Consider the following 26,211-nt stretch of genomic DNA (forward strand, 5'->3'; position numbering starts at 1 on the left):
GTTGCCGCGCCGCCATCATGGACCCATGATCATCGCGTTCTCCGTGACACCACTGGGTGACGGTGTGGATGTCGGCCGAGCCGTCGCCGAAGCGGTCCGAGTGGTGCGAGCCAGCGGCCTCCCGAACCGCACCGACGCCATGTTCACCACCATCGAGGGCGAATGGGACGAGGTGATGGCGGTGGTCAAGTCCGCCACCGACGCCATCCTCGCCGTGGCGCCACGCTGCAGTCTCGTGCTCAAGGCCGATATCCGCCCGGGTGTCACGGGCGCGATCACCTCGAAGGTGGAGACCGTCGAGCGCTATCTGGCGGAGGGCTAGCCGCGTTCGTACCAGCCCACCTGGCTACGGCCGAACCGCCTACATCGAGGCGATCAAGCGATCCACCCGCTCATCGACCGAGCGGAACGGGTCCTTGCACAACACCGTTCGCTGCGCTTGGTCGTTGAGCTTCAGATGCACCCAATCGACGGTGAAGTCGCGGCCCGCCTCCTGCGCCGCGGTGATGAAGTCACCGCGGAGTTTGGCGCGGGTGGTCTGCGGCGGCGTGTCCACCGCGGCGTCGACGGCATCGTCCTCGGTGACCCGCTTGGCCAGGCCCTTGCGCTGCAGCAGGTCGAAGACGCCGCGGCCGCGCTTGATGTCGTGGTAGGCCAGATCCAGCTGGGCGATCTTGGGGTCGGACAGCTCCATGCCGTAGCGGTCCTGGTAGCGCTGGAAGAGCTTGCGCTTGATCACCCAGTCCACCTCGGTATCGACCTTGGCGAAGTCCTGTGCCTCGACCGCGTCCAGGGTGCGGCCCCATAGGTCGACGACCTGGTCGATATTCGGGTCCCGGTCGCGGTTGCGCAGGTGCTCGACGGCGCGGGCGTAGTACTCGCGCTGGATATCGAGTGCGCTGGCCTGCCGTCCACCGGCGAGCCGGACCGGACGCCGGCCGGTCAGGTCATGGCTGACCTCGCGGATGGCGCGGATCGGGTTGTCCAGGGCGAAATCGCGGAACGAGACGCCCGCCTCGATCATCTCCAGCACCAGTGCCGCCGTGCCGACCTTGAGCATGGTGGTGGTCTCGGACATATTCGAATCGCCGACGATGACGTGCAGGCGGCGGTACTTCTCCGCATCCGCGTGCGGCTCGTCGCGGGTATTGATGATGGGCCGCGAGCGGGTGGTCGCCGAGGAGACGCCCTCCCAGATGTGCTCGGCGCGCTGCGACAGGCAGAACGTGGCCGCCTTCGGCGTCTGCAGCACCTTGCCCGCGCCGCAGATCAGCTGGCGGGTGACCAGGAACGGCAGCAACACGTCCGAAATGCGGGAGAACTCCCCCGCACGCACGACAAGGAAGTTCTCGTGGCAGCCGTAGGAGTTGCCCGCAGAGTCCGTGTTGTTTTTGAACAGGTAGATATCGCCGCCGATGCCTTCCTCCGCGAGGCGCTGTTCGGCGTCGATCAGCAATTCCTCCAGCACGCGCTCGCCGGCCCGGTCGTGGGTGACCAGCTGCGCCAAGTTGTCGCACTCTGCGGTGGCGTACTCCGGATGCGACCCGACATCGAGGTAGAGCCGAGCACCGTTGCGGAGGAACACGTTAGAGCTACGGCCCCAGGAAACTACCCGGCGGAACAAATACCGGGCCACCTCGTCAGGGCTGAGCCGACGGTGTCCGTGGAAGGTGCACGTCACACCGAATTCGGTCTCGATCCCCATGATTCGTCGCTGCACACTATCGACATTACAGCCATGTCATGCACTCGCGTGGGGCTGCGGACAACCCCGATGCATACGTCTTCACAACAATTTCGCACGTGAGCGAAACGTTCAACGGAAAACCATCGCCCACAACAAAGGCCCTGCCGATAAATCGGGAGGGCCTTTGTTGTGGCACGAACCAGCTGGACTACTCCGACTTCGGAGCGTCCTTCGACTCCTCCTCGGCCGCGGCCGTCGCTGCCGCCGCCTTGGCCTTGCTGCCCGACTTACCGCCGGTCAGCAACTGCTCCAAGGTCGGACCGGCGACCCGCCGGAAGGCACGTCGCGGCCGGGCCTGCTCCAAGGTGGCGACCTCGAGCGAGCTCACGCCCAGGACGCGCTTGTCCTTGTCCGCGGTACCCTCGGGCACTCCGGCCTGCAGGGCCTTCACCGCCACGGCGACGGCGCTGGCCAGGTCGAGGCCGGTCTTGTAGGACGCCTTCAACGCGGTCAGGATCGGCTCGGTCGTGCCGCCCATCACCACGTATTCGCGCTCGTCCACGATCGAACCGTCGAAGGTGATCCGGTACAGCACCGATTCCGGTGACTGCTCCGGATAGCCCACCTCGGCCACGCAGATCTCGACCTCATAGGGCTTGAGCTGATCGGTGAAGATCGTGCCGAGGGTCTGCGCGTAGGCGTTGGCCAGTCCGCGACCGGTGACATCGCGCCGGTCGTACTGGTAGCCCTTCAGGTCGGCCTGCAGGATGCCGCCGCGGCGCAGTGCCTCGAACTCGTTGTACTTGCCGACGGCCGCGAACCCGACGCGGTCGTACAGCTCACTCACTTTGTGCAGCGTCGCCGACGGATTCTCCGCGACGAACAGCACACCCTTGTCGTAGGTCAGCACGATCACACTGCGACCGCGGGCGATACCCTTGCGCGCGAGTTCGGTCTTATCGCGCATGATCTGTTCGGCCGACGCGTAATACGGCAGTGTCATGCTGAGGCACTCCCCTCTTCCGCGGCCTCGCGATCGGCGACGATCGCCCGCGTGATCTCCTCCAACCGCGATTCGGTCACCTCATCGGCGCCCTCATCGTTGATCACGATCGCCGTCGGGTAGATGCCGCGCACCAGATCCGGTCCGCCGGTGGCGGTATCGTCGTCGGCCGCGTCGAACAGCGATTCGACGGCGATCCGCAACGCGCGGTCCTCATCGATTCCCTTGGCGTACAGCTTCTTCAACGACGATTTCGCGAACATCGAACCCGAGCCGACCGCGGTGTAGCCGAACCGCTCCTCGCTGCGCCCGCCGACCACGTCGTAGGACACGATGCGACCCGCCTTATCCGGATCGGTGGCGTGCTGGTCGTAGCCGACCAGCACCGGAACCACCGCAAGACCCTGGAGTGCGGCGGGAAGGTTGTCGCGCACCATCTTCGACAGCTTGTTGGCCTTGCCGTCGAAGGTCAGCGAGACGCCCTCGATCTTCTCGTAGTACTCCAACTCCACCGCGAACAGCCGCACCATCTCGATGGCCATACCCGCGGTCCCCGCGATACCGGCCGCCGAATAGGTGTCGGTGATGTACACCTTCTCGATATCCCTGCTGGCCAACAGGTTTCCCTGGGTGGCCCGCCGGTCACCGGCGATCAGCACACCGCCGCGAAACGAGACCGCCACGATGGTGGTTCCGTGCGGAGCCAGCTCCTTCGCAGCGGTGCCACCGGATATTCCGGTGGCACCATCGATCGCGCCGAATCGGTTGCCCGGCAACAGTTCCGGTGCGTGCATGCGCAGGTGCTCGGTGAACGACGAGAGGGCGTGCCCCGGGTGGAGACGCAAGGGGTCACCTGCTGTCACTGGCCGCCCTTCTGCACATACGCGCGAACGAAGTCTTCCGCGTTCTCCTCGAGCACATCATCGATCTCGTCGAGCAGGTCGTCGGTATCCTCCGCCAGTTTCTCGCGGCGCTCCTGACCGGCGGCGTCGACGCCCTCCGGGCCCTCGTCCTCGTCGCCGCCCCCGGCGCGCTTGGTCTGCTCTTGTGCCATGGCAGCCGACCTCCTCTGTCCTCATCATGACCAGGGCTCCATTCTGAGCACGACCCTGATCATGAGCAATGTCCGTGCCCGTATCTCAACACTACCCAGCCATACCGACACTGTGCTCTGTTATCGGCCGCGCAGGCTCGGCGTGTTCGCGGCCCCGAAGACTCAACATCGCGTATCGATTCGATGCGGGGTGGTGGTCGGGCGACGGGTGGGCCTCGCGTCCGTGCCGTCGAGACTCGCCGCCTACGGGGCATGCGTTTCGACGACTCGGACGGCGAACGGGTCACTCGTCGGACTCGCTCCGTGCGGCGCGTGTTCGCGATAGTCGTTGCTACCTGGGCTTATTCACCCATCTGGGCTAGGTGGTGAGCTGTTCGACCAACTCGGCGGCGGTATTCACCCCGTCGAGCAGCTTGCCGACGTGCGCCTTGGTGCCGCGGCGTGGTTCCAGGGTCGGGATGCGCACCAGAGAATCGCCACCAAGGTCGAAGATCACAGAATCCCAGCTGGCGGCGGCGATATCGGCACCGAATCGACGCAGACATTCGCCGCGGAAGTAGGCGCGGGTGTCGGTCGGCGGCTTGGTCATCGCGTCGAGGACCTGCTGTTCGTTGATCAGCCGCTTCATCGAACCGCGCGCGACCAGGCGGTTGTAGAGCCCCTTGTCCAGGCGCACATCGGAGTACTGCAGGTCCATCAGGTGCAGCTTGGGTGCGGCCCAGCTCAGGCCCTCACGCTTGCGCATACCCTCGAGCAGGCGCAGTTTGGCGGGCCAGTCGAGCAGGTTGGCACATTCCATCGGATCGCGTTCGAGCAGGTCGAGCACCATGGCCCAGTTCTCCAGAATGTCCTTGACGCGCTCGTCGTCGTTACCGCTGCGGGCCACGAACTTCTCTACCCGGTCCAGGTAGATGCGCTGCAACGCCAGTCCGGTGAGTTCGCGGCCGTCGGTGAGCGCCACCGTCGCGCGCAGGGTCGGATCGTGGCTGATCTGGTGTACCGCGGTGACCGGGCGGGCCAGCTGCAGATCCGACAGATCCTCGCCGGCCTCGATCAGGTCGAGCACCAGCGCGGTGGTGCCGACCTTGAGATAGGTCGACATTTCGGCGAGGTTGGCGTCGCCGATGATGACGTGCAGGCGGCGGTATTTGTCCGCGTCGGCGTGCGGTTCGTCGCGGGTATTGATGATGCCGCGCTTGAGGGTGGTCTCCAGGCCGACCTCGACCTCGATGTAGTCGGCACGCTGGGACAGCTGGAAGCCGGCGTGGTCACCGGATTGGCCGATGCCGACCCGGCCGGAGCCACAGATCACCTGACGTGAGACGAAGAACGGGGTGAGCCCGACGATGATCTGGTTGAACGGGGTGTCGCGGCTCATCAGGTAGTTCTCATGGGTGCCGTAGGAGGCGCCCTTGCCGTCGACATTGTTCTTGTACAGCTGCAGCCGCGGCGCGCCGGGCACGCTGGAGGCGTGCCGCGCCGCCGCCTCCATGACGCGTTCGCCCGCTTTGTCCCAGATGACCGCCTCCAGCGGGTCGGTGACCTCGGGGGCGGAGTACTCCGGGTGAGCGTGGTCGACGTAGAGCCGGGCGCCGTTGGTGAGGATCATATTGGCCGCGCCGACCTCGTCGGCATCGATCACCGGGGCCGGACCGTTCATCCGGCTCAGGTCGAAACCGCGGGCGTCGCGTAGCGGCGACTCCACCTCGTAATCCCAGCGCGTGCGCTTCGCGCGCGGCACACCCTCGGCGGCCGCATAGGCGAGAACCGCTTGGGTGGAGGTGAGGATCGGGTTGGCGGACGGCTCGGTGGGGGTGGATATGCCGTATTCGACCTCGATGCCGATGATGCGCTGCATACCGTCGAGCCTAGGCGACGCGAGCTTGCCGCCTGTGAGGACCGGCGGCATCGGCGATCGACGGTGGACCGCAATGTCATACCGAGGGTGGTACTTCCGGAGGATACGTGCAGGCCGCGGCGGCCCGGATATTCGGAGCATGACCGATTCGATCGTCGAAATCACCGGGCGCTGTCGCAAGCCGGACGAGCCGATCACCACCGCACCGCCGGCCTCGGCGCGGCTGGTCGCCCTGGACGTGCTGCGCGGCATCGCGATCCTGGGCACGCTCGGCACCAATATCTGGATTCTCACCAATGCCGAGGGCCTGGTCGGGTACCTCGACGAACTGGGTGGGTCGGCAACCGGCTGGATGTGGGCCGAGCGGGTGCTGCAGCAATTGACGCAGGGCAAATTCCTCGGGCTGCTCACCATCATGTTCGGCGTCGGCCTGGCCATCCAGCAGGGTTCCGCGGTGCGCGGCGGGCGGCGCTGGCCCGGTAGTTATCCGTGGCGGGCCGGACTGCTGTTCTTCGACGGTGTGCTGAATTTCGTCTTCGTCGCGGAGTTCGACGTGCTGATGGGATATGCGGTCACCGGACTTGTCGTCGCCTTCATCCTCGCGACAAGTGAACGCGCGCAACGTCGTTGGCTGGGCATCGCGGCGGGCCTCCATATCGCGATGCTCACCCTCATCGGGATCGCGATCGCCTTTGCCGATCAGCAGGATTCGACGCGACGCGAAGCGCTGGACCCGAATCCCTACGCGGACGGGTCGTTCTGGGATCTGGTGCTGTTCCGGCTGGAGCATGCGGGCATGTTCCGTTTCGAGCCGATCTTCATCTTCCCGATGTCGATCGCGCTGTTCCTCGCCGGTGCGCGGCTGTTCCGGGCCGGAGTGTTCCGACCGGAGGGCGCACGCCTGCGCCGCCGACTCATGATCGTCGGTTTCGCCATCGCCGCGCCGATCGATCTGGCGGTCGGCGTGCTCGGCGGTGATCTGGTCTTGCTGACCAGGTACGGCAGCGCCCCGTTCGTCGCCTTCGGCCTGCTCGCGTCGGTCGCGGAGTTCTACCTGCGCCGCCCGCGCGTCGGGTTCGTCGGCAGGCGGCTCACCGAGGTCGGCCGCACCGCGTTGAGCTGCTATATCCTGCAGAATCTCGTCGCTTCGATGCTGTGTTATGGATGGGGTTCGGGGCTGGCCGCGCACGTGTCCTCCGATGCCAGGGTGCCGTTCACACTGGGTATCTACCTCACGGTCGCGCTGATCATCATCACCGCCGCACACCTGTGGCTGCGCCGGTTCGAACGCGGTCCGGTCGAGTGGATGTGGAATCTCAGCTATCGGGCGCTGGCCCGCGAACGCTGAGTCGACCACGGATGTGGCCGCGCTGCTACGTATCGCCGCAGCTCTGGTACCGGAAATCCGGAAAATGCCAGCCGCATGTGGACGAGTGCGAGCCGGAAGAACACGAGTACAGGACTACTCGTGTTCTTTCCGCGCGGATGCCGGATTCTTACGCAGCGTCACCAAAACTGGGTCGACGTATCGATTTCGGTTGCATTGGAGGTGCGTCGTGTCGGAACCGGCCCGAGCAATGAGTAAGGACCATGCATTCGCCGAACTCGAACGACTCGCGAGCGAGGACCTGATCCGCTTCGATGGGCCCGGGTCACCGGCCATGGTCGGATTCGCCGGATTCGACCCGCACTCCGGGCGACTCCAACCCGGCGGTCTCGCGGGGGTGATCATCCGCCGCGGCAACACCCCGGCGACACCCAAGCACCTGGACCCGCGAAATGCGTTGGCGCTGGTACGATTCTGCCGGTTCCTCGCCGCCAACTTCGGCGTCACCGAGCTGTCGGCGCCGGAGATGGACGGCGGCGGAACGCATCCGGACGGCATCCCGCGCATCGACTGTCACGGCCAGGGCCGCGCCATGGATTTCGCCGGGGTCATCATGCCGGTCGGTGATGTATCGCGCAGGATCACCGTGGCGTCGCACTGGGGCACGGTCGAGACCGACGTGACACCCGGCGGCAGCTGGCCGGACGGCGCCCGGGTGCGCTACCGGCTCGACGAACCCGATGCGAGTCCGCTCGGCGACCCGGACGGTGATCTGTTCGTCGCCGACTTCTTCCGCAGCGTCTACGATTTCGCGGCCAGCGAGTGGCAGGACCACTCCGACAGCCCCGATCCCGCGTGCGCCATATCCGCCATCGGCGATCCGAGTTTCATCCTGCATCCCGACCATCCCGGCAGCCGGTCCGTCGACCACATCCACTTCCAGATCGGCAAATCGGGAACCGAGTGAGTCGACTAGCGTCGACCGTGTGACGCCAGCCGACCGATATCCGTTGCTGCACAAACCGACTCGCTGGGAATGGGGCGGTCTGGACGTCCGATTCTCCACCGATCTGCCGCCCGACGAACTCGTCACCAATATCCATGTCATCTGCTTCGTCGGCACCGAGATCGTGCTGTGCCGCGACGATCGCGATATCTGGATCGTGCCCGGCGGTACCCGGGAAGCGGGTGAATCGATCGACGGCTGTGTGCGCCGCGAACTCATGGAGGAGGCCGGTGCCCGCCCGATCGGGCCCGTGCGCCCGTTCGGAGCCCACCACACCACCACCGATCGCCCTGCGCCGCACCATCCTCGGCAACCGCATCCGCACAAGGCATGGCTGTGGTGTACGGCGGATGTGGTGCTGGATTCCGCGCCGACCAATCCCGATGATGCGGAGAATATTCTCGAGGTCGGCACGTTCGCACCCGATGAAGCAATGCGCCGGTCCCGTACCGACGGCGACCATATGGCCGAATTGATCGCCCTCGCCATGGAATTCCATCGGGCGTGATCACCGGGACGCGCGAAATCCACTGAACAGCCTGGCGATATCGGCTGACGCGTGCTCCGGTCGCAGCGGTGCGTGCTCCACGAGCAGGCGGTACCAGAACGGCCCGAAAATCAGATCGGTCGCGTACTCCACATCCAGGTCCGCCGCGAGCTCACCGCGCGTGACACCGCGGTTCAGCATGCGCACCACGACATCTCGCCGGGTCTGCACCCAGGCCCGGAACGGCTCGGCGAAGTCCGGGTCCAGCTGAGCTTGGGCCATCAACCCGCGCAGAGCCTCGACCCGCAACGGATAATTGACGACTCCGTACAGCGCCTCGAGGAAGACGGTCAGGTCCCGCTCGGCCGATCCGGTATCCGGGTCCGGCATGCGCGCGGTGACCGCGGCACCTTGCGCATCCATCACCAGGGTCGCCTTCGACTTCCACCAGCGGTAGATCGTGCTCTTGGCAACGCCCGATCGGGCCGCGACACCTTCGATCGTCACCTTGCCGAAGCCCTGTTCCTCCAGCAACTCGGCCGCCGCCCGCAGCACGGCGTCGCGAGCCGACCGGCTGCGAATCCGCCCGCCGGTGCGCGGCGCCGCGCTGTCGTCCACATCACTTTCCTTGGCCATGCCGGTCAGTGTATCGTTTGCAAAACGCTACGGAGCGTTTCGATTTAGGAGTTGAGTGATCAATGAGTGCGATCGTCGTCAGCCACGGCCTCGGAGCTCGCGGTGACAGTGTGTGGTTCCCCTCCTTCGCGGCGGAGTTGGCCGCGCGGGGGCACGCGGTAACGATCCCGAATCTGCCCGAACCCGAAGCGCCCCGGCTGGATTCGTGGCGCAAGACCTTCGCCGAGGCGGCGGCAGCGGCGGGTCCGGCGGCCGATACCGTGCTGGTCGGCCACAGCATCGGCGGCGTCAATGTGCTGCGGATGCTCGAACAGCACGATGTCGCCGCGGCCGGGCAGTTCGCCGGGGTACTCCTGGTCTCCACCGCCGCGCACGAGGTCGGCTATGACTTGCTGGCCGAATTCTTCGACGGACCGTTCGACTGGGCGCGCATCCGCGGCGCGGCGCGCGAATTCCGGGTGCTGGCGGCCGCCGATGATCCGGTCAATGTCCCCGATCCGGTCGCACACGTCGGACTGCTGGTCCGCGGATTGGAAGCCACCGCGGTGCTCACCGCCACCGGTAGCCACCTGGGCAACTATCCCGACGATCACATCGAATTGCCAGAGGCCGTTCGACTGGTCGACGACATCCTGGCGGCCACCCGATGACTCAGCAGCAGACCGACGAAAACCCAGGTCCTGCTACGCATTCCGCGGGACCGGTCAAGTGGAAACTGTGGCTGCTGACGGTAGTCGGGATCTACCCACTGCTCACCATTCTGGTGACGGCGACCGGACCCTTGCTCGAACCGCTGGCGCCGCCGCTACGGCTGGCGATCATCGTGCCGATCGTCGTCGCGGCCATGGTGTGGGTCGTAATGCCGTTTCTCACCCGTCGCTGCGCGAGGTGGCTGATGCGATGACAACGGTTCCGCGCAGCGCGGGTCGTCCCTCCCGCTGTAGCGGAACCCCGACGCATCGGGTGCACCTGATTCGGCTACGACCGGCGCCCGCGAATGCGCCCCAGCCCGACCGTCGCAGCAGCAACGCGTGGCTCCAGCATGCGCACCGGGGATTTGGTCATGTTCAGCACATCCAGGAACGCTGCCGCGGCCACCGGGTCGGCCGCGGCAGCCCGGAACATCATGTTCAAGCCCGAATGAGCGAGCGATTTCACGCCCGGGGTGCCGATCGCGACCGGTGGCATCGTGAGGTCGCTGACCTTGGTCAGCCACCACGGCGTGCGCAGCATGCGGCCGACGCGTCGATAGTAACGGCGTGGCAGATCCTTGGTTCCCTTGTGGAGTACCTCGTCGAGTAGGTCCGCGGCGATGGCCGCCACGGTCATTCCGCTGCCATAGATGGGGTTGAAACAGCACACCGCATCGCCGATCGACAGTATTCCGCTGGGAATACGATCCAGCAGTTCATATCGGCGCCATACCGCCGTCTTGAACCGGTAGGTCGCCACCTCGTCGATGGGAGTCGCGCGGCGCAGCACGGCGGCGACATCGTCGGGTGCGAACTCCGCGGCGAACTCCACTAGCTCGTCGGGGCTCGACGGCGGGTGATCGTCCTTGCCGACGCCGAATGTCGACAGCACCCACGTGTCCCCTTCCTGTGCCGCGAACCCGAACCCGCGCGGTCGGCGCGGCATCGGTCCGACCAGGACGATCCGGTCGCCGCCGACGGCATCCAGCGGCAGGCGGAAATGGCAAGTGGCATAGCCGATATCGATAGGTACCTGGTCTTCGCGTGGCCGCGGGTAGCCGAGCGATTCGAGCCAGGCACCTACTCGTGTGCCCCGGCCCATCGCGTCGACCACCAGATCGGCACGGATCGGGTCCGGTTCTCCGTTGCTCTCTCGGCGCAGCACCCGAACGCCGCCGACGCCGGTATCGGATGCGACCAGGCCCGCGACGACAGCGTCATCGCATACCGTCACATTCGGCAGTGCGGATACTCGGGCGCGCACATGCGACTCGAGAAAGGTGCGACTGGCGACGACCGAACTTCTGCCCAGGGCAGCGCGATGGAGGACGTTTCCGAAGAAGATGGCTCGGAAGTCGTCGAATGCGCTGACGGTTTTCGCGCCATCGGCGATCAGCTCATTGGTCAGGCCGGGAAACCGTGACTCAGCGATGTCGGCAGCGCGCATCAGCAGGCCATGAGAATGTCGCGCCTGGGGTGTTCCCCGACGTTTGGTTCCATTGGCGGCCAACCGATCTCGTTCCACAATGGTGACCGCCGCATAATGATCGGCCAGGATTCGCGCCGCGAACAAACCAGCCATCCCGCCACCGAGAACCACCGCATGGTCCCCGGCACGGCGGATACCCATCTGAGGCATGGCTGTCCTCCTCGTCTGTGCGACGGCGCAGTCGCGGTCCGCAATCGGTTGATCGCGGGCAGAGCACGGCGACCCTACCCCGGTGGGCGTTGTCGTGCATTTCGTAGAAACCCGGGCATGGCGGTGCTGACGATCGGCCGCTATTGCGACCGCACGGGTTCGGCCCGGTTGAGCAGATCGCTCACGATGATGTCGCGCGCGAGCGGAACCCCGAGACTGCGCGCATTGCCTTCGAAAAGCGCGAGTACCGATTCGGTCAGAATGCCCTCGACCTGATCGGAGGTCAGCGTGGTCGCGGCGTCGGAACGCCAGTTGTTCACGAAGCCGTCGACGAAGCCGATAGTGCCGAAGGCCATCGGACGGGCGCGGTTCGGATCGATACCGAAGCGCGCCAACGAAATCGCGAACATATCGGCGAGTCTGCCGCCGATGCGATCGCGCGCGCCGGTCAGCGCCCGCGACGAATCCCCTTGCGGTGCGGCGTCACCCAGGAATCGGTGCAGATTCGGATGACGCTCCACCCAGCCGACATAGGTACCGATCGCACCGCGCACCGCATCGCGCAGTGTGCCGTCGGGTTGCAGGGTCGGCATCAGCGCGGTCAGTAGCGAATTCAGGATCTCCTGACGGATCTGCTCGTCGAGGTCGGCGCGTCCGTCGAAATGCCGGTACACCACCGGCCGCGGTAGTCGCAGCCGATCCGCGATCGCCTGCACCGAGACCTCGACGCCCTGCTCCTCGATGACCGTGATCGCCGCATCGATGACATCGGCACGGCGACGCGCCTTGTGGCCGTTCCAGCGGGTGGCGCGGCCGTCCGCCCCCGCGGGATCGCGCTTTCCGCCGGTCGTGGTCACAAGATCACGATACCTGCCGGGCCATTGACTGTGACAGACCGTCTCACTAATCTGACTGTAACAGTTTGTATCAGGTATTCGAGAGGTGGAGCTGACATGGGCAACGAGGCCGCAGTCATCCCGCAGGAATCCTTCGCGCAGCGGCTGCTGACCGGTTCGGTGAAGAAGTCCTATGAGCCTGCCGTCGATATGGACTGGGACGCGCCGCTGGATCCGGACAAACTGTTCCTGCCACCCGAGGTCATCTCGCTGTACGGCACCGAGCTGTGGGAATCGATGAGCCACCCCGAGCGCCGGGAACTCTCGCGTCAGGAACTGGCCAATGTACTGTCCGTGGGCATTTGGTTCGAGAACCTGCTCACCCGCCTGCTGCTGCGGGAACTGCTGCGCGACGATCCGACCACCCGGCATTCGCATTACACGCTCACCGAAATGGGCGACGAATGCCGGCACATGATGATGTTCGGCAAGCTGATCGACCGGATCGAGGCGCGCCCGTATTGGCCGCGGCTGCCGGGTCGGCTGGCCATCGGGGCACTGGCGCTGTTCCTGCGCGGGTCGATGACCTGGGTGGGCGCGCTGGTTGGCGAGGAGATCTTCGATGCGCTGCAGCGGCGCACCCTCGACGATCCGCAGTTGCAGCCCCTGGTATCTCGGGCCATGCGCATCCACGTCACCGAGGAGGCACGCCATATCGGCTTCGCGCGCGACGCACTCGCCCGACGGGTGCCGACCATGTCGCGGGCCGAATTGGCCTACACCCGTTTATGTGTCGCGGTGGCCGCACCGCTGTTCGTCTATCTGATGACCAACCGGCATATGTACGAGCGGGCCGGACTGGACGGACGCAAGGCCCGGCGCATCGCGACCAACAATCCATACGCCAAACAGGCGCTCGGCACCGGTGCCGCCAATCTCGGTGCGTTCCTGGACAAGCACGGGTTGATCGGTCCGATCGGTAAGCGGATCTGGCGCTGGCGAGGTCTGTACTCGTGACCGAATCCGAAATCGTCATTGTCGGTGCCGATTTCGGCGGTATCGGCATGGCCATCGAATTGCGCAAGGCCGGTCTCGACGACTTCGTCGTGCTGGAGCAGGCCGACGAGCCGGAGATACCGGACCACCTGCGCCGAGCCGTGGACATGTTCGATATCCGCGGGCATATTCGGCTGCGCTCGGAGGTGGTCGTGCTGGACTTCGATGACGACACCGACCGGTGGCGGATGCGCACGGCGGACGGGCGGCGCCTCCAACCGCGCGCCGTGGTGCTGACTCCCGGACCGTTGGACCAGCTGGCCGACCGGCACATCGTCGGCGCGAGCGGGCTCACACTCCAGCACGCCTGGCGCGACGGGGCGGCAGGATTCCTCGGTATCGCCGTGCACGGCTTCCCGAATCTGTTCCTGATCATGGATCCGAATTCCGGTGGTGGAAAACAGTCCGCCGTCATGATCGAGGCGCGGGCTCGCTATATCCGCCGATGCCTCGACCTGATGCGCAGGACCTCGAATACGCGGATCGAGGTCCGCGCCGCGACGCAGCACGAGTTCGATCGCCGACTACGGTCGGAACACACCGGGATCGTGCGGTATTCGGTCGTCCGGCGCGCCTTGCGCAGACCGGATCCGAGACACTACGACCTCACCGTGCCGGCGGATCGTGAACCGGCACACGCCTATTCGGGCCCCGCACTACTGGATGCCCCTGGCGCGGAGGTTCCGGTCGAAGCCACGCTCAGCGGACATGTCGATCCGATCGACGGCCACTACCACTGGTACGGACGCATCGCCCCGGGCGACGGCGGTGAGCTGCCCGACCCGGGCCGCGCCGAAGTAGTCCTCACCCTGCCCGGCGGGTTGCCCGCCGCGGGCCGCCTGCAAGAGCGCGACCCCTGGGGCAACCTCCGCATCGTCGGTATCGGCACCCCGCCGTATCCACTCGAAACCGTCGGATGAATCAAGATCAGGTAGCACCCGCCACTTGCTGGTGCTGAGCGGCCGGGCGGAGGAGCCAGGCCCGCAGTGCCACGGTGACCTCGTCGGGGCATTCTTCCATGACGAAATGGCTGCCGTCGATGCGGACGAGCGTGGCGTACGGGATGCGATCGGCGAGTTCCTCGGCGGTGCGCATGGGGATGGCCGGATCGCGGCCGCCCCAGATCACGGTCGTCGGACAGTCGATGGCCTCGAGTCCGGCCGCCAATTCCGGCCGGATCCGGACGCGGTAGCCGGACCAGAAGTGGGCATACCACCGGCGGCCCGCCGTAGTCTCCAGGAAGGCGAGGTATCGGTCGAGGTGGACGGTGTCGAAGGACCCGTTGCGCACGTAGGGTGCGAGACCGACGCGATGTACCCGGCGGATCGGTCGCGCGGTGAGCAGCGGCCGCAGCAGTGCACTGCGTGGCAGCACTGTCAGTAGTCCGAACAAAATGTAGTACGGCAGTGTGAAGACGCCATGGGCTCTCGAATTCAGAATCGCGAAGCGGCGCACCCGTTCCGGAAAACGCTGCACAAAGCCCAATCCGAGAAAGCCGCCGTAGTCGTGACAGGCCAGGTCGACGCGCTCCAGGCCGAGGGCATCGAGCATCCGCCCGATCCGCTCGACCTCGCTGTCGTAGTCACAACTCAACGCCTCATCCCGGTCGGAGGCACCCCACCCGAGCCAGTCCGGCGCGATGACTCGGCGCGATAGGGCGAGCGGCCCGATCTGGTGCCGCCACGCGGCGTGGCTCTCCGGCCAGCCGTGCAGCAGCACCAGCGGATCACCCTGACCGACATCGACATAACGCAGCCGCGCACCGTCGACCCTCACCTCGCGCAACTCGAAAGTCGACTCCGCTTCCCTGTCCAGCTTCATCCTTGATCTCCCGTCTGTCCTGCGTCTTTGGGTATCGTCGCGGACATGACGCGGTCGGCACTTCCAGAAACGTGCGCTCTCGACACAGCGGTCAACCCGGCGCGGCTGTGGCTACGGCTCGGGCACGCGATCTACATCGGGCCCGGGATGGCCCTTGGCGCACACTCCACCGCGATCGCCAGTCTCGGGGTGGGACTGGACGGCCCGTTCCGCGTCCGGGTCGCCGATGCACCGGATATCACCGCCCGCAGCTTCCTGTTCCGCGCCCGGGTCACCCACCACGTCCTCGATACCGACGTCCCCAAGCTGTTCTGCTTCTTCGACCCGACCTCGACCAGCATGGCCCGCTGCCTCGGCGGCATGCGGCGCACCGTCAACGGATACAGCGCCGACCACCGGTACGAGGCCGAGTTGATCGAACTGTGCGCCGATCCCGCGCCGGATATCGACCGGCTGCTCGACCTGGCCAGCATCCCGGTCCCCACCATCCGCGATCCCCGCATCGCCGCCGTCGCCGAGGCCATCCGCGCCGATCCGACCCAACAGCAGCGCGCCGCCGAAAAGGCAAGTGCCGCAGGACTATCCACCTCTTACTTCCTGCGCACCTTTGCCGAACAGACCGGCACCAGCTTCCGCCGCTACGTGCAATGGGCGCGCATGCTGCGCGTTGCCAAGGCCTACGCCGCAGGCCACGACCTCACCCGAGCCGCCGTCGACGCGGGCTTCGCCTCCCCTTCACATTTCAGCGACACCTTCCGCGCGATGTTCGGCCTCACCCCCACCGCCTTCACCACCATCGAAGGCGAACTGCATATCGACTGATCCGGTACCGGCCTACACATCGAAATCGAGTTCGGACCACTAACTGCACGTTTGCGAGCGCTGTAGACGTTGGCGAAATACTCTGACCAGCGGATCAAGTGTTGGCGACGCTGGACGGAAGATGGATCGAAGCGAGGATGCTGAGGCCAAGAACCAGCGTCGCTTCCCGCTCTGGTTCGAGTCAGGCTCTGCCGCCGCCTTCTTCGCACCCGGTTCCGACGTGCCCCCGCCTTTATCAGGTTCCGCCATACCCACAGTTCGACACGATTATTTCTCCCCATCCTTCATACCTCTGACCCGGTTGCATCGTGTCTGCCTGGCGCGTCGATGCGTTAGTACTGAGGGGCATTCATGTATCAGTCCAGGGGCGGTAGCCGATGCTCGCGTTTTCACTTCTTAAAGGGAAACCGTATTCAGCCTGTTGTCCGCTCTGACGGCCGCCGGGGGCGATAGCCTCGGGCTATGGGTCGCATCTACAGATTCCTAGCCGGAACTGCGGCGGTATCGATGGTCGCTGGGAGCGTTTTCGCCGGGGGTGCGCAGGCCGCTCCCGCCGAGCAGCTGTCGTGTGAGGTGTCGTCCGGGCGGGACCCGGAACGGGCGGCGCCGGAACAGGTTGGACTGGATTCGGGACTGCTCGCGAACGCCTTGACGTTCGCCAGTGGACGTAATCGGTTGAATGTGCAGGTGTTCCGGCACAACTGCCTGATCGGTGAGGGTCCGACGAACGACGAGACCGGCAATGTCGCGTGGAATATCTGGAGTGCGACGAAGAGCGTTGTCTCCCTGCTCGCCGGAATCGCCTGGGATCAGGGGAAACTCGATATAGCAGCGCCGATCGATCGGTATCTGCCGCCCGGACTCGGTGATGCGCAGCATCGGTCGATCACCGTGGAGAATCTGCTGACCGAATCGTCCGGCCTGGCGGCGGGTCTACTGACCGAGGGCATCACCGGGGTGATTCCACTCGATCCGAATAGTGCCGTGCAGGCGCTCGGAGTGCCGTTGAACAATCCGCCGGGCGCGGCATTCAGCTACAGCGAGCGCGATGTCGATCTGCTCGCCTATGTCATCGAGTTGGCCGTCGGCGAGCCGTTGCAGCAGTTCGCGCAGCGTGAGCTTTTCGGTCCGCTCGGCATCGAACGCGGCGATTATTATTGGGCGCGCGATCGCGCCGGGCACACCTACGGATACGCCCATCTGATGATCCCCCCGAACGATTTCGCCAAGCTCGGCCTGCTGGTGAGCAATAACGGACGCTGGGGCACACAGCAAGTCGTCTCCGAGACGTATCTGCGCATGGCACGCCAGCCGTCACCGGCGAACAAGTGCTTCGGCTACCTGCTCTGGATCGGCCTCGGATGCGGAGGGTCCCACGACTTCCAGCCCGCCGACGTGTATGTCATGGTCGGACTCGGCATGCAGAACGTCTTCATCGTGCCGAGTCTGGGTTTGACGGTGGTGTGGACCGGAGTCTTCGGAAGTGTCAGCAACGAGGGCATTGAGGGGGCCCTGGAGGACACCACGGAGTTGCCGCACGAATTCTTCCGCCGATTGTTCGCGGCATTCCAAGACCATCCGGTGCCCGATCCTGGTCCGTATGTCGAACCGCCGATGCGCGAGGATCCGAGCCGGTACGTGGATCCGAATCTGCTGATCGCGGTCTTCGGCGTCGGGCCCGCGGCCTATCCGGGCTGCAATGTCTTCAGCTGCCTGAACTACCCGTTGGCACCGCCGTTCGCGGATACCGCGCCGGGCTGCGTCATTCAAGTCTGCCTCGGTCCGGACCCGCGCACGCCCGGCATCCGCTGAATCACCTGCCGAAGAAAGGGATATCGCCTTCCTTGGGTCAGGCCTACACATCGAAATAGAGTTCGGACTACTACCTGGTTGTTTGTGCGTGTTGGCGTGGTTGGAGAAGCCCTCTGACCAGCGGATTAAGTGTTGGCGATGTTGGACGGAAGATGGATCGTAGCGAGGATGCTGCGTACCTAGTTCCCGTGCCCGCGCGGCGGTTCGATGCCTATGGATCAACCGCCACCCTCATTGCAGAGAGTGGGGATACACGCTCCTGCTCATGTGCCCTGTTTCTCTGCCCGGTTCCGCTCCCACTCCAAGTTGAACAGTCGCTTTTCCCTCTCCAATTCCCACTGTTTCTGTTGAAGCTCTCGAATACACCCGAACGAAACGGTCATACAGATAATTGAGTGCCCGGATGATCCTTACCACCCGCCGAACATGAAATGGGCCCGGCCAGTACGCGACACCCCCGCCCACGCGGGGACACGCCACCGAGGCTAAGGTAGTCGTGGCTATTCCGTAACAAATTCAGCACTCCGATACTCATGTGGCGCGCCAACCCCGGACTACGTTGTACTGCATGACATTTATCATGAGATTTCTCGGAATCGAGGTTGACGCGAGCCCAACCGGCTTCGTGGACATCAAAGGCGCACTGACCGCAGCGTACACAGTCCGGGACGCACCGGGCCAGTTCCGGGAGACGACGACGGAATTCACCACCCTCCATGGGGGGATAGCCTTCGGCCACGGCGGTCCCTTCAGCGACCAGCGCCCCATCCGGCTAGCCGTGGGTGATCTGCTCAAAACGCCCGTCGTTATCGGACAAATCGCTCCACGGAACATCGTGTTCGGGCAGGACCTCTTGGGGGCGCCGCGGTCCATCACCGTCGCAGCCTCAGAGCTCCCCACCACCGAGTCGCCGAAAATAATCACTCTGCGCTTCGGTGACAACGGCCAGTCCGCCCACGCAACGTTCCAACTCACGAAAGAAGAAACCGCATGATCACTTTCGAGGTGACGCTGACCGACCTGATCTGCGATTTCGCCAACGGGGGGGACGCCGAGATCTCGGGAACCCTCTTCGCAAAAGCGTTCAAAAGAGACCGCGGACTCGTCGACGCTAAAACACTGTTCAACTCACCGACTCCCGTACGGCTGACGGCCGGACAGACCCAACCCGTCGGCAAGACAGTGAGGCTAGTACTTGCGCGGGATTCGTCCGAACTGTCCGTGGTTGGCGAAATCCTCGGCTTAGGCGGCAACCTGGGTATCTGCGGCGACCGGTATGTCATGATGCTCTCGTTTAACGCCGACGGTAATACAGATGTGCGATTCGTGAGCGACGACAGCAACGTCATCGTCCGAGCGCGATACAAAGCCGAGGTCGTCGGAGGCCCCGTCGTTTGATCGCTGCGACTGGATTGGGCCGCCGGAACCAAGGCTGCTGCGACGCGCTCGCAGCCCCACCGCAATTGGCCCGGCTCCGGCGGCGGTCGAACCCTGGTTATAGCCCGAGGTGTTCAAAAATACGCTCTGACCTGGTGCCCCCGGCAGGATTCGAACCTTGCGACACCCGCTTTAGGAGAGCGGGCAATGCCCGATTTGCCCAGGTTGATGGCTAGTGGTGCAGTTGGCAACACTAACCTCATCTGGGCTTTCGCCGTTGGTGACGTTGGCTCGAATGTGCCGAGCATGGTGGTGCTGCGTACTCACTGTGTAGCTTCTCCACTCTTCTTGGTGCCCTCATTGTCCATTGCCTGAGCGCCCCTCGGGCTCGCCGCTACCATCGGTTCGGACTCACCCCAGGCCACCCGGATGGTTGTTCTAGGCTCGGCATTTGGAACCTGCGTGGAAACGGCTACAATCCTATTTCCACCTACTGACGCAGATCCGTAAGAGTAGGCGACTTCACCAAATCGTGAATGCGATAGCGTCATTTCCTCGGACTGGACATGGAGGGTTCCCGACACTTCGGCACCGATAATACGAAAGAGTTCTTTGCTTTCAGATTCGCGAACGTAAAACTTTATTAGTTCGCCAGTTGTATTTGCAAGTAAATGCAGATCGGCCACTATCCAAAAGTGTCTCTTTCCGCTTTCGGTGTCACGATACACGGCATCGCCCGGAGGAACGCTATCGATTATAAACCTGATGAAATCGCCTCCGGTTCCCATTAATTCCCCATCCGCGTTGAAGATATCGGGTGCTACCCGACCGCCGATGCCGGTCTGGAATTCATGCACACTGCCGTCGGGGTGCTCAAGTATAAGTTTCAGGGCTTCCGGCACGTGCTGAAACATCTTCGCCCACAACGCTTTCAAATGGCCGACGAGAGCATCGCGCAGCCCTTCATTGACACTTGGTGTGATGGTGTGAATCTTCAGGGCCTCGGCCTTTGCGAGCGCGGGGCGAGTAAATCCGGAGCTGGAAATTAGAATCAGTTTATGCGTTAGCAGATGATGTTTGCCGAACATCTGTTCAACCCATTCGATAGTCTGCTTCCGCCCCGGATGGTCCCTGCACTCAATTCCGATTATGAAGGGATCCGAACCGGGATTCTCGCGCTCGATGCAGATATCGACCTCGCGGGTTTGGCCGGTAAAACCGTCTGGTAAGTACTTCGACTCGGTTACTTTCGCCTCGTCGCCGTTGATGAGCTCATGGACGATTGCCATGACTTCTTGAAACAGATTAGACCGCTTCGGCATGAGGAAGATCATATCGAATTATTTTGTCTCGGCCAGCCGAAATTTCTTCAACTCTCGCAGCTACCACTTGATGTCTATGCATCAACCTCAACCGCAGTTGGTCCTCCTGTTGTGGTCACCTGGTCCTCTGTCCCCGCACCGACGCCGCGCTACACAACTCTCGGCCACGTCTCGAACTCGCGCGCTTGAAACCGCCGCCTACGCGCTCCGCTGGACTGCCGACGCTCTAGACGTAACATCCGCGCATGACGTAACCCACCAAACCCCACTTTTATGGTCCACCACACCACATCTCAACTCACCACTACATCCACTGACTTGACCACCCTGGCTCTCGCTCTGGCGCTGATGCTGGCCGCCGCCGTGCAGCGCTGGCCAGGCGAACGGGTCGTCACCGACGACTTCGGCAAACCCGTCCCGCCATGGCAAATCGAGCGCGCACTACGCGAGGCCCGGCCTCAAATCGTCGGCCTGCCAGAGGAATTCACGTTTCAAGACCTGCGCCACTACCTCGCGTCGCTGCTCATCGCGGGCGGCGCGAACATCAAGGTCGTCCAAGCGCGCATGCGGCACGCCAACGCGAAGACCACCCTCGACACCTACGGGCACCTGTGGCCGGATACGGACGAATCCACCCGACAAGTGATCGCCAATGTGATCGCCGAGCGGGTGAACTCGCAACCGTTTGCTGCGTACCCACTGCGTACAGAACGCCGGAATAAGCAGTAAATCCGCAGGTCAGAGCAGAGCTATACATCGAAATAGAGTTCGAATTCGTAGGGATGCGGACGGACGTTGATTTCGGCGATCTCGTTGTCGCGCTTGAGCCGGATCCAGGTTTCGATGAGGTCGTCGGTGAAGACATCACCTTCGGTGAGGTAGTCGTTATCGGCTTCCAGGCGGTCGATGACGCTGTCGAGGCTGGGCGGGGTTTGGGTGACCTCGGCGGACTCCTCGGGGGTGAGTTCGTAAAGATCCTTATCGATCGGTGCGGCGGGTTCGATCTTGCGGCGAATGCCGTCCAGACCGGCCATCATCATGGCGGCGAAGGACAGGTAGGGATTCCCGGAAGAATCGGGGCAGCGGAATTCGAGGCGCTTGGCCTTCGGGTTGGCGCCGGTGACCGGGATGCGGACGGCCGCCGAACGATTGCGCTGGCTGTAGACGAGATTCACCGGGGCCTCGAAGCCGGGAACCAGACGCTTGTAGGAGTTCACGGTCGGGTTGGTGAAGGCGAGCAATGACGACGCGTGGCGTAGCAGACCGCCGATATAGTGCCGGGCCAGATCGGACAGACCCGCATAACCCGATTCGTCGTAGAACAGCGGTGTTCCGTTCAGCCACAGGGACTGGTGCACGTGCATGCCGGAACCGTTATCGCCGAACAGCGGTTTGGGCATGAAGGTGACGGTCTTGCCCTCGGCCCACGCGGTGTTCTTGATGATGTACTTGTAGAGCTGCAGATCATCGGCAGCGGCCAGCAGGGTATTGAATTTGTAGTTGATCTCGGCTTGGCCCGCGGTACCGACCTCGTGGTGGCCCTTCTCCAATTCGAAGCCCGCGTTCTGCAGGTTGGTGCACATCCGGTCGCGCACATCGACGTCTGCGTCGTAGGGGGCCACCGGGAAATAGCCGCCCTTGGCGCGCACCTTGTAGCCGCGGTTGATCGAGCCGTCCGGGTTGTATTTGGCACCGGTGTTCCAGTCGGCGGAGGCAGAATCCACCTCGTAGAAGGCGCTGTTCATCTTTGTCTCGTAGCGCACGGCGTCGAAGATGTAGAACTCCGCTTCCGGGCCGAAATAGGCGGTATCGGCGATGCCGGTACTCTTCAGATACTCTTCGGCCTTGCGTGCGATATTGCGTGGGTCGCGGCTATAGGCCTCGAGGGTATGCGGATCGTGGACGAAGCAGTTCAGATTCAACGTCTTCGCGGCACGGAACGGATCCAATTGCGCGGTGCGCAGGTCCGGCAGCAGCAACATATCCGATTCGTGGATCGACTGGAAGCCGCGCACCGACGAACCGTCGAAGGCGATCCCGTTATCGACCAGATCCGCGCCGAACGCTACGGCCGGAATCGAAAAATGTTGTTGTACACCGGGAACGTCGCAGAATCGAATATCGACGTATTCGACCTCTTCGGCGCAGATGTATTCCAGCACTCCCTCGGTGGTTGCAGTCAAGGCTGCTCGCTCTTCCAGCACGGCTCGCTCCTCGCTCTCGCGGCACAGGTTTTTTTCTATCCGCGGATGGCGAGGCGACCGTCCCATCACAACCGGACCCGTTCATGGGTCTCGGCAGGTCCTGCTCGCCGAGTCCACGATACGACTTCGGCATCGGCGGCGGACCCGAATCCCGGCGAGAAACGGACCGATCCGGCGTGTCCGCAGCCCGGCACGGCCCAGGTCACCGCCGTATCGGCCGACCATCTCGCCGAGAACGTCAACGGTCCGAATACCGTGCGCGAATTTGACTGTCCCCCAATGCCACACTTCCCCTCGGCACCCCGGCGACGGCATAGGCCTGCGACTGACAGGCGATCGAGATCAGCCTTTGGCGGCACGCCCGAGAGCCCCATCAAATGCCACCTGATGGTGGTCCCGCCGGTCAGACGGATTTGGTCAGGTGCACAAAGCGGAGTGCGACAGTCTGCGCGTTTGCCGCTAGCGGCTCGGCTCGTCCATGCGTTGTGCTGATTGATGACGCTGAGGTCAGTCGCGTGACGGTACGGCCTCGACACCATCGAGCAGAAGGTTGGGTCTTGGTTTCATCGATAGATCCGGCGGGCCACGCCCGTCCGGACACGCTGTGTGCCGCTTTCCAGGCGAATGCCGCGAAGTATCCGGATGACGTCGCGCTGCGGACCATCGACGACGCGGTGACGATCACCTGGCGTGAGTACGCCGAGCGGGTGCGCGCCATCGCCTCCGGGCTGGCCGCGCTCGGTGTGCGGCGCGGGGACACGGTGGCGTTGATGATGACCAACCGTCCCGAATTCCACCTCTGCGATACCGCCGTCCTGCATGCGGGCGGCACCCCGTTCTCGCTGTACAACACCAATCCCGTCGACTTGCTCGCATACCAGTTCGGCAATGCCGGCAACAGGGTCGTCATCTGCGAGCGCCAATTCACACCGCAGATCCTCGAAGCCGTGAAAAAGGCTGCGGCCCAAGGACATCACGTCGAGCAGGTGATCTGTGTCGACGAGGCACCGGCGGGCACGATCGCGCTGTCCGCCGTCGAGGCGGCCGAAGCGGAGGACTTCGACTTCGAAACCACTTGGCGCAGTGTGAAACCCGAGGATCTGCTGACCATTGTCTACACCTCCGGCACCACCGGCCCGCCGAAGGGCGTCGAACTCACCCACACCAACTTCATCGAAAACGCCCGTGTCATCGAGATATTCGGCGGTGGCACCGGCCACGACCGGGTCATCTCGTATCTGCCGGACGCGCACGCCGCCAACCGCTGGTTCGCGCACTATCTCACGATGCTGGAAGGCGGTGAGATCACCACCGTCGCCGAGCTGAAGCAGGTCGCTCAGGCGCTGGCCGAGGTGCATCCGACCGTCTTCCTCGGCGTCCCCAGGATCTGGGTGAAGGTGAAGGGCTCGCTCGAGGAACGCTTCGCCGCCGAACCGAGTCCGGTCAAGCGCGCCCTCGTGCACTGGGCACTACGCACCGGGCGCGCCCGTGCCAGGGCCGCCTCGGATGGCCGCGCACTCGGCCTCACGCAGAAACTCCGGTTCGCCATGGCCGATCGCCTCGTGCTGGCAGCGATTCGCACCCGGCTGGGCCTGGATCAGATCCGCGCGGCGGTCACCGGTTCGGTCGCCATCCCGCCCGATGTGCACGAGTTCTTCCTCGGGCTCGGGCTGCCGCTATGTGAGGGGTACGGCATGACCGAATGCACCGCGGGCGCGACACTCAACGGTCCGGACCGCGTCAAGATCGGCACGGTCGGCACCCCACTGCCCGGTGCCGAGGTGAAGCTCGGCGACGACGGCGAGGTGCTGATCCGCGGCAAGATGGTCATGCGCGGTTACCGCAACGATCCGGAGCAGACCGCGCAGACCATCGATGCGGACGGCTGGTTACATACCGGCGATATCGGCTCGATCGATGCCGACGGCTACCTCTCGATCGTCGACCGCAAGAAGGAACTCATTATCAACGCGGCCGGAAAGAATATGTCCCCGGCCAATATCGAGAACACCATCACCGAGAACTGCCCGCTCGCGGGCACCGTCGTGGTGATCGGCGAACAGCGCCCGTACAACACGGCCCTGATCTGCCTCGATCCCGATCTGTCCCGGGCCTTCGCGCAGCGCCACCGGCTCACCGCGACCACCGTCGCCGAATTGGCGAGGAATCCAAAGGTCTTGGCGGCAATCGAGCAAGGTGTGGCCGCCGCCAATGGCAAACTCTCCCGGGTGGAGCAGATCAAGAACTACATCGTGCTACCCGAGGTGTGGGAGCCGGGCAGCGATATCCTGACGGCGACCGGCAAACTCAAACGCACCCCGATCGCCACCCGCTACACGGATACGATCGAGAGCTTGTACTCGTAAGTCCGGGACGGAGAAGTTCATATGATGCCAACGCGGACTCGAGCCTTCGATGATCTGCACCGTAGAGCCGCAGCGCTGGTCGACGGGTTCTACGCGACCATGCCGCCGTATCCGCGGCTACCGCAGTCACTGGTGGAGACCGATTTCGCCCGCGGCACCAAGCTCAATGTCGATCTGTTCTTCGAGTACCTGCGCCGGGGCACCGAACCCTCGGAGGAGGACACCAGGGAGCTCGTCGAGTTGGCCATGGACCGGTTCCGTGATGGCACACCCCTGTCGGAAGTACTGGAACGCTATCGGCTCGGCGCGGCCTTCATCTGGGAGCGGCTGCGCGAATCGGCCACCGCCGCCGAGCTGGACGTGATGCTCGATGCCGCACTGGTGCTGCTGAAGTACATCACGCTGGTGACCACGCGTATCGCCACCGCGGCCACCCAGCGCTCGCACGATCCGCGCTGGGAACTGCTGGAACGGCGCCGCGGCATTGCCGACGCCCTGCTCACCGGGCGCGACCCGGTGGAGTGGGCCAATGATCCCGTGATCCCGGTCGCCGATGCCTTTCTCGTCGCGGTCTTCCGTCTGTGCGGCACCCGTGGCGGGCACGCGTCGGCGCTGCGGCACCGGGTGGAGGCGATTCCCGGGGTCTTCCTGCGGCTGGACGCGGGCGGCTGGACCGCACTGATCCCACTGCAATCGGGCGACGACGGCACCGCCGCACTCGGCGGCCTCACTTCGCGACTGCCCGCTCATCAGCCCGATCGGTCGCCGCCGTACTGGGTCGGTGTCGGCGCGGCGGCGAGCAGGGCGGAGATTCCGGCGATCTTCGCCGAGGCGCGGGTGCTCGCCGAATTGGGCCGCTGCCTGGAGCGTCGCGAAATCCTGTGCCGCCGAACGAATTTGCAGTTCGAGTACGCGGTCGCGGTGAGCGATGCGGCGCGCCCGGGGCTGGCCTCGGTGCTCGCACCCCTGGACACCCAGCCGATGCTCGCGGAGACCCTGGAGGTGTTCGTCGACAGCGGATTCAACCAGTTGGCGACGGCGCGACAACTCAGCGTGCATCGCAACACCGTGACCTACCGGCTGTCCCGCGTACACGAACTCACCGGCCTGGACCCGCACCGCCCCGCCGATGCCATGACCCTGTCGGCGGCTCGGCTGGCCCGTCGTCTCGAGTCGGCCGACTTCGCCCCCTGACCCCTTGCCGCG

The 26,211-nt window shown here is 64.4% G+C and carries 26 protein-coding genes and 1 tRNA gene; 15 read left to right on the plus strand and 12 right to left on the minus strand.

Going from position 1 to position 26,211, the window contains the following annotated elements; all coding sequences use genetic code 11:
* Positions 1 to 25: 25 nt before the first annotated feature.
* Complete coding sequence (locus tag ACQP2D_RS23865; protein WP_354957973.1) at positions 26 to 322, plus strand: thiamine-binding protein; 297 nt, start codon at positions 26 to 28, stop codon at positions 320 to 322.
* Between the two features lie 39 nt (positions 323 to 361).
* Here the strand turns inward: ACQP2D_RS23865 and pafA are convergent, their stop codons facing one another.
* The 5 genes from pafA to dop form a co-directional block, all read right to left on the minus strand.
* The gene (gene pafA / locus ACQP2D_RS23870; protein ID WP_433678136.1) at positions 362 to 1,720 is read right to left on the minus strand and encodes a Pup--protein ligase; all 1,359 of its coding nucleotides are present in this window, start codon (positions 1,718 to 1,720) and stop codon (positions 362 to 364) included.
* A 175-nt stretch (positions 1,721 to 1,895) separates the two neighbouring features.
* Complete coding sequence (gene prcA / locus ACQP2D_RS23875; protein WP_433678137.1) at positions 1,896 to 2,690, minus strand: proteasome subunit alpha; 795 nt, start codon at positions 2,688 to 2,690, stop codon at positions 1,896 to 1,898.
* The gene (prcB, locus tag ACQP2D_RS23880) at positions 2,687 to 3,553 is read right to left on the minus strand and encodes a proteasome subunit beta (protein WP_364381060.1); all 867 of its coding nucleotides are present in this window, start codon (positions 3,551 to 3,553) and stop codon (positions 2,687 to 2,689) included. The genes prcA and prcB overlap by 4 nt, the downstream gene beginning before the upstream one ends.
* Positions 3,550 to 3,744 carry a ubiquitin-like protein Pup gene (locus tag ACQP2D_RS23885; RefSeq protein WP_014351559.1) on the minus strand — a complete coding sequence of 65 codons (195 nt, stop codon included), beginning with the start codon at positions 3,742 to 3,744 and terminating at the stop codon, positions 3,550 to 3,552. Before ACQP2D_RS23885 ends, prcB begins: the two co-directional genes overlap by 4 nt.
* A gap of 358 nt (positions 3,745 to 4,102) precedes the next feature.
* Positions 4,103 to 5,602 (minus strand): depupylase/deamidase Dop, encoded by a 1,500-nt coding sequence (gene dop / locus ACQP2D_RS23890; RefSeq protein WP_433678138.1) that lies wholly within the window; start codon positions 5,600 to 5,602, stop codon positions 4,103 to 4,105.
* A 139-nt stretch (positions 5,603 to 5,741) separates the two neighbouring features.
* Here dop and ACQP2D_RS23895 point away from each other — a divergent pair, with 139 nt between their 5' ends.
* The 3 genes from ACQP2D_RS23895 to ACQP2D_RS23905 all read left to right on the plus strand — a co-directional run bounded on the left by ACQP2D_RS23895 (position 5,742) and on the right by ACQP2D_RS23905 (position 8,443).
* Entirely contained in the window at positions 5,742 to 6,950 is a 1,209-nt protein-coding gene (locus tag ACQP2D_RS23895) for a DUF418 domain-containing protein (protein ID WP_433678139.1), read from the plus strand.
* Positions 6,951 to 7,179: 229 nt separating this feature from the next.
* Positions 7,180 to 7,896: a hypothetical protein gene (locus tag ACQP2D_RS23900; protein WP_433678140.1), complete on the plus strand. Its 717-nt coding sequence runs from the start codon at positions 7,180 to 7,182 to the stop codon at positions 7,894 to 7,896.
* A 19-nt stretch (positions 7,897 to 7,915) separates the two neighbouring features.
* A complete protein-coding gene (locus ACQP2D_RS23905) occupies positions 7,916 to 8,443 on the plus strand; it encodes an NUDIX hydrolase (RefSeq protein ID WP_433678141.1) in 528 nt (175 codons plus the stop codon).
* Here ACQP2D_RS23905 and ACQP2D_RS23910 read toward each other — a convergent pair whose 3' ends face one another.
* Positions 8,444 to 9,058 carry a TetR/AcrR family transcriptional regulator gene (locus ACQP2D_RS23910; protein WP_433678142.1) on the minus strand — a complete coding sequence of 205 codons (615 nt, stop codon included), beginning with the start codon at positions 9,056 to 9,058 and terminating at the stop codon, positions 8,444 to 8,446. It abuts the gene before it with no gap.
* Between the two features lie 62 nt (positions 9,059 to 9,120).
* Between ACQP2D_RS23910 and ACQP2D_RS23915 the strand changes: the two genes are divergently transcribed.
* Complete coding sequence (locus ACQP2D_RS23915; protein WP_433678143.1) at positions 9,121 to 9,708, plus strand: alpha/beta fold hydrolase; 588 nt, start codon at positions 9,121 to 9,123, stop codon at positions 9,706 to 9,708.
* Positions 9,705 to 9,962 carry a hypothetical protein gene (locus ACQP2D_RS23920; RefSeq protein WP_433678144.1) on the plus strand — a complete coding sequence of 86 codons (258 nt, stop codon included), beginning with the start codon at positions 9,705 to 9,707 and terminating at the stop codon, positions 9,960 to 9,962. Before ACQP2D_RS23915 ends, ACQP2D_RS23920 begins: the two co-directional genes overlap by 4 nt.
* 74 nt (positions 9,963 to 10,036) lie before the next feature.
* Here the strand turns inward: ACQP2D_RS23920 and ACQP2D_RS23925 are convergent, their stop codons facing one another.
* Both ACQP2D_RS23925 and ACQP2D_RS23930 read right to left on the minus strand, forming a co-directional pair.
* A complete protein-coding gene (locus ACQP2D_RS23925) occupies positions 10,037 to 11,389 on the minus strand; it encodes an NAD(P)/FAD-dependent oxidoreductase (RefSeq protein ID WP_433678145.1) in 1,353 nt (450 codons plus the stop codon).
* Positions 11,390 to 11,529: 140 nt separating this feature from the next.
* Positions 11,530 to 12,246: a TetR/AcrR family transcriptional regulator gene (locus tag ACQP2D_RS23930; RefSeq protein WP_433678146.1), complete on the minus strand. Its 717-nt coding sequence runs from the start codon at positions 12,244 to 12,246 to the stop codon at positions 11,530 to 11,532.
* 96 nt (positions 12,247 to 12,342) lie between these two features.
* Here ACQP2D_RS23930 and ACQP2D_RS23935 point away from each other — a divergent pair, with 96 nt between their 5' ends.
* Positions 12,343 to 13,242 carry an AurF N-oxygenase family protein gene (locus ACQP2D_RS23935; RefSeq protein ID WP_433678147.1) on the plus strand — a complete coding sequence of 300 codons (900 nt, stop codon included), beginning with the start codon at positions 12,343 to 12,345 and terminating at the stop codon, positions 13,240 to 13,242.
* On the plus strand, positions 13,239 to 14,201 hold the full coding sequence (locus tag ACQP2D_RS23940) for a DUF4873 domain-containing protein (RefSeq protein WP_433678148.1): 963 nt from the start codon (positions 13,239 to 13,241) through the stop codon (positions 14,199 to 14,201). The genes ACQP2D_RS23935 and ACQP2D_RS23940 overlap by 4 nt, the downstream gene beginning before the upstream one ends.
* Positions 14,202 to 14,208: 7 nt before the next feature.
* Here ACQP2D_RS23940 and ACQP2D_RS23945 read toward each other — a convergent pair whose 3' ends face one another.
* Positions 14,209 to 15,102, minus strand: a complete 894-nt coding sequence (locus ACQP2D_RS23945; protein WP_433678149.1) for an alpha/beta fold hydrolase — start codon at positions 15,100 to 15,102, stop codon at positions 14,209 to 14,211.
* A gap of 45 nt (positions 15,103 to 15,147) precedes the next feature.
* Between ACQP2D_RS23945 and ACQP2D_RS23950 the strand changes: the two genes are divergently transcribed.
* The 4 genes from ACQP2D_RS23950 to ACQP2D_RS23965 all read left to right on the plus strand — a co-directional run bounded on the left by ACQP2D_RS23950 (position 15,148) and on the right by ACQP2D_RS23965 (position 19,134).
* Positions 15,148 to 15,924, plus strand: coding sequence for a helix-turn-helix domain-containing protein (locus ACQP2D_RS23950; protein ID WP_433678150.1), 777 nt, complete (start codon positions 15,148 to 15,150; stop codon positions 15,922 to 15,924).
* A gap of 462 nt (positions 15,925 to 16,386) precedes the next feature.
* Positions 16,387 to 17,736, plus strand: a complete 1,350-nt coding sequence (locus ACQP2D_RS23955) for a serine hydrolase domain-containing protein (RefSeq protein WP_433678151.1) — start codon at positions 16,387 to 16,389, stop codon at positions 17,734 to 17,736.
* 568 nt (positions 17,737 to 18,304) lie between these two features.
* Positions 18,305 to 18,730 carry a hypothetical protein gene (locus ACQP2D_RS23960; protein WP_433678152.1) on the plus strand — a complete coding sequence of 142 codons (426 nt, stop codon included), beginning with the start codon at positions 18,305 to 18,307 and terminating at the stop codon, positions 18,728 to 18,730.
* Positions 18,727 to 19,134, plus strand: a complete 408-nt coding sequence (locus ACQP2D_RS23965; RefSeq protein WP_433678153.1) for a hypothetical protein — start codon at positions 18,727 to 18,729, stop codon at positions 19,132 to 19,134. The genes ACQP2D_RS23960 and ACQP2D_RS23965 overlap by 4 nt, the downstream gene beginning before the upstream one ends.
* 132 nt (positions 19,135 to 19,266) lie before the next feature.
* On the opposite strand, the gene ACQP2D_RS23970 is transcribed toward ACQP2D_RS23965, so the two are convergent.
* Both ACQP2D_RS23970 and ACQP2D_RS23975 read right to left on the minus strand, forming a co-directional pair.
* Positions 19,267 to 19,334: transfer RNA gene (locus tag ACQP2D_RS23970), tRNA-Arg, on the minus strand.
* Between the two features lie 102 nt (positions 19,335 to 19,436).
* A complete protein-coding gene (locus ACQP2D_RS23975) occupies positions 19,437 to 20,447 on the minus strand; it encodes a hypothetical protein (protein ID WP_433678154.1) in 1,011 nt (336 codons plus the stop codon).
* Between the two features lie 306 nt (positions 20,448 to 20,753).
* Here ACQP2D_RS23975 and ACQP2D_RS23980 point away from each other — a divergent pair, with 306 nt between their 5' ends.
* Positions 20,754 to 21,164: a tyrosine-type recombinase/integrase gene (locus ACQP2D_RS23980; protein WP_433678155.1), complete on the plus strand. Its 411-nt coding sequence runs from the start codon at positions 20,754 to 20,756 to the stop codon at positions 21,162 to 21,164.
* A gap of 20 nt (positions 21,165 to 21,184) precedes the next feature.
* Here ACQP2D_RS23980 and glnA read toward each other — a convergent pair whose 3' ends face one another.
* Positions 21,185 to 22,618, minus strand: coding sequence for a type I glutamate--ammonia ligase (gene glnA / locus ACQP2D_RS23985; protein WP_433685747.1), 1,434 nt, complete (start codon positions 22,616 to 22,618; stop codon positions 21,185 to 21,187).
* A gap of 590 nt (positions 22,619 to 23,208) precedes the next feature.
* Here glnA and ACQP2D_RS23990 point away from each other — a divergent pair.
* Together ACQP2D_RS23990 and ACQP2D_RS23995 are read left to right on the plus strand one after the other, a co-directional pair.
* Positions 23,209 to 25,005, plus strand: a complete 1,797-nt coding sequence (locus ACQP2D_RS23990; protein WP_433685748.1) for an AMP-dependent synthetase/ligase — start codon at positions 23,209 to 23,211, stop codon at positions 25,003 to 25,005.
* 24 nt (positions 25,006 to 25,029) lie between these two features.
* Complete coding sequence (locus tag ACQP2D_RS23995; protein WP_433678156.1) at positions 25,030 to 26,199, plus strand: PucR family transcriptional regulator; 1,170 nt, start codon at positions 25,030 to 25,032, stop codon at positions 26,197 to 26,199.
* Positions 26,200 to 26,211: the final 12 nt, after the last annotated feature.

The sequence above is a fragment of the Nocardia sp. CA-119907 genome, from assembly GCF_050955995.1.
Lineage (GTDB): Bacteria > Actinomycetota > Actinomycetes > Mycobacteriales > Mycobacteriaceae > Nocardia.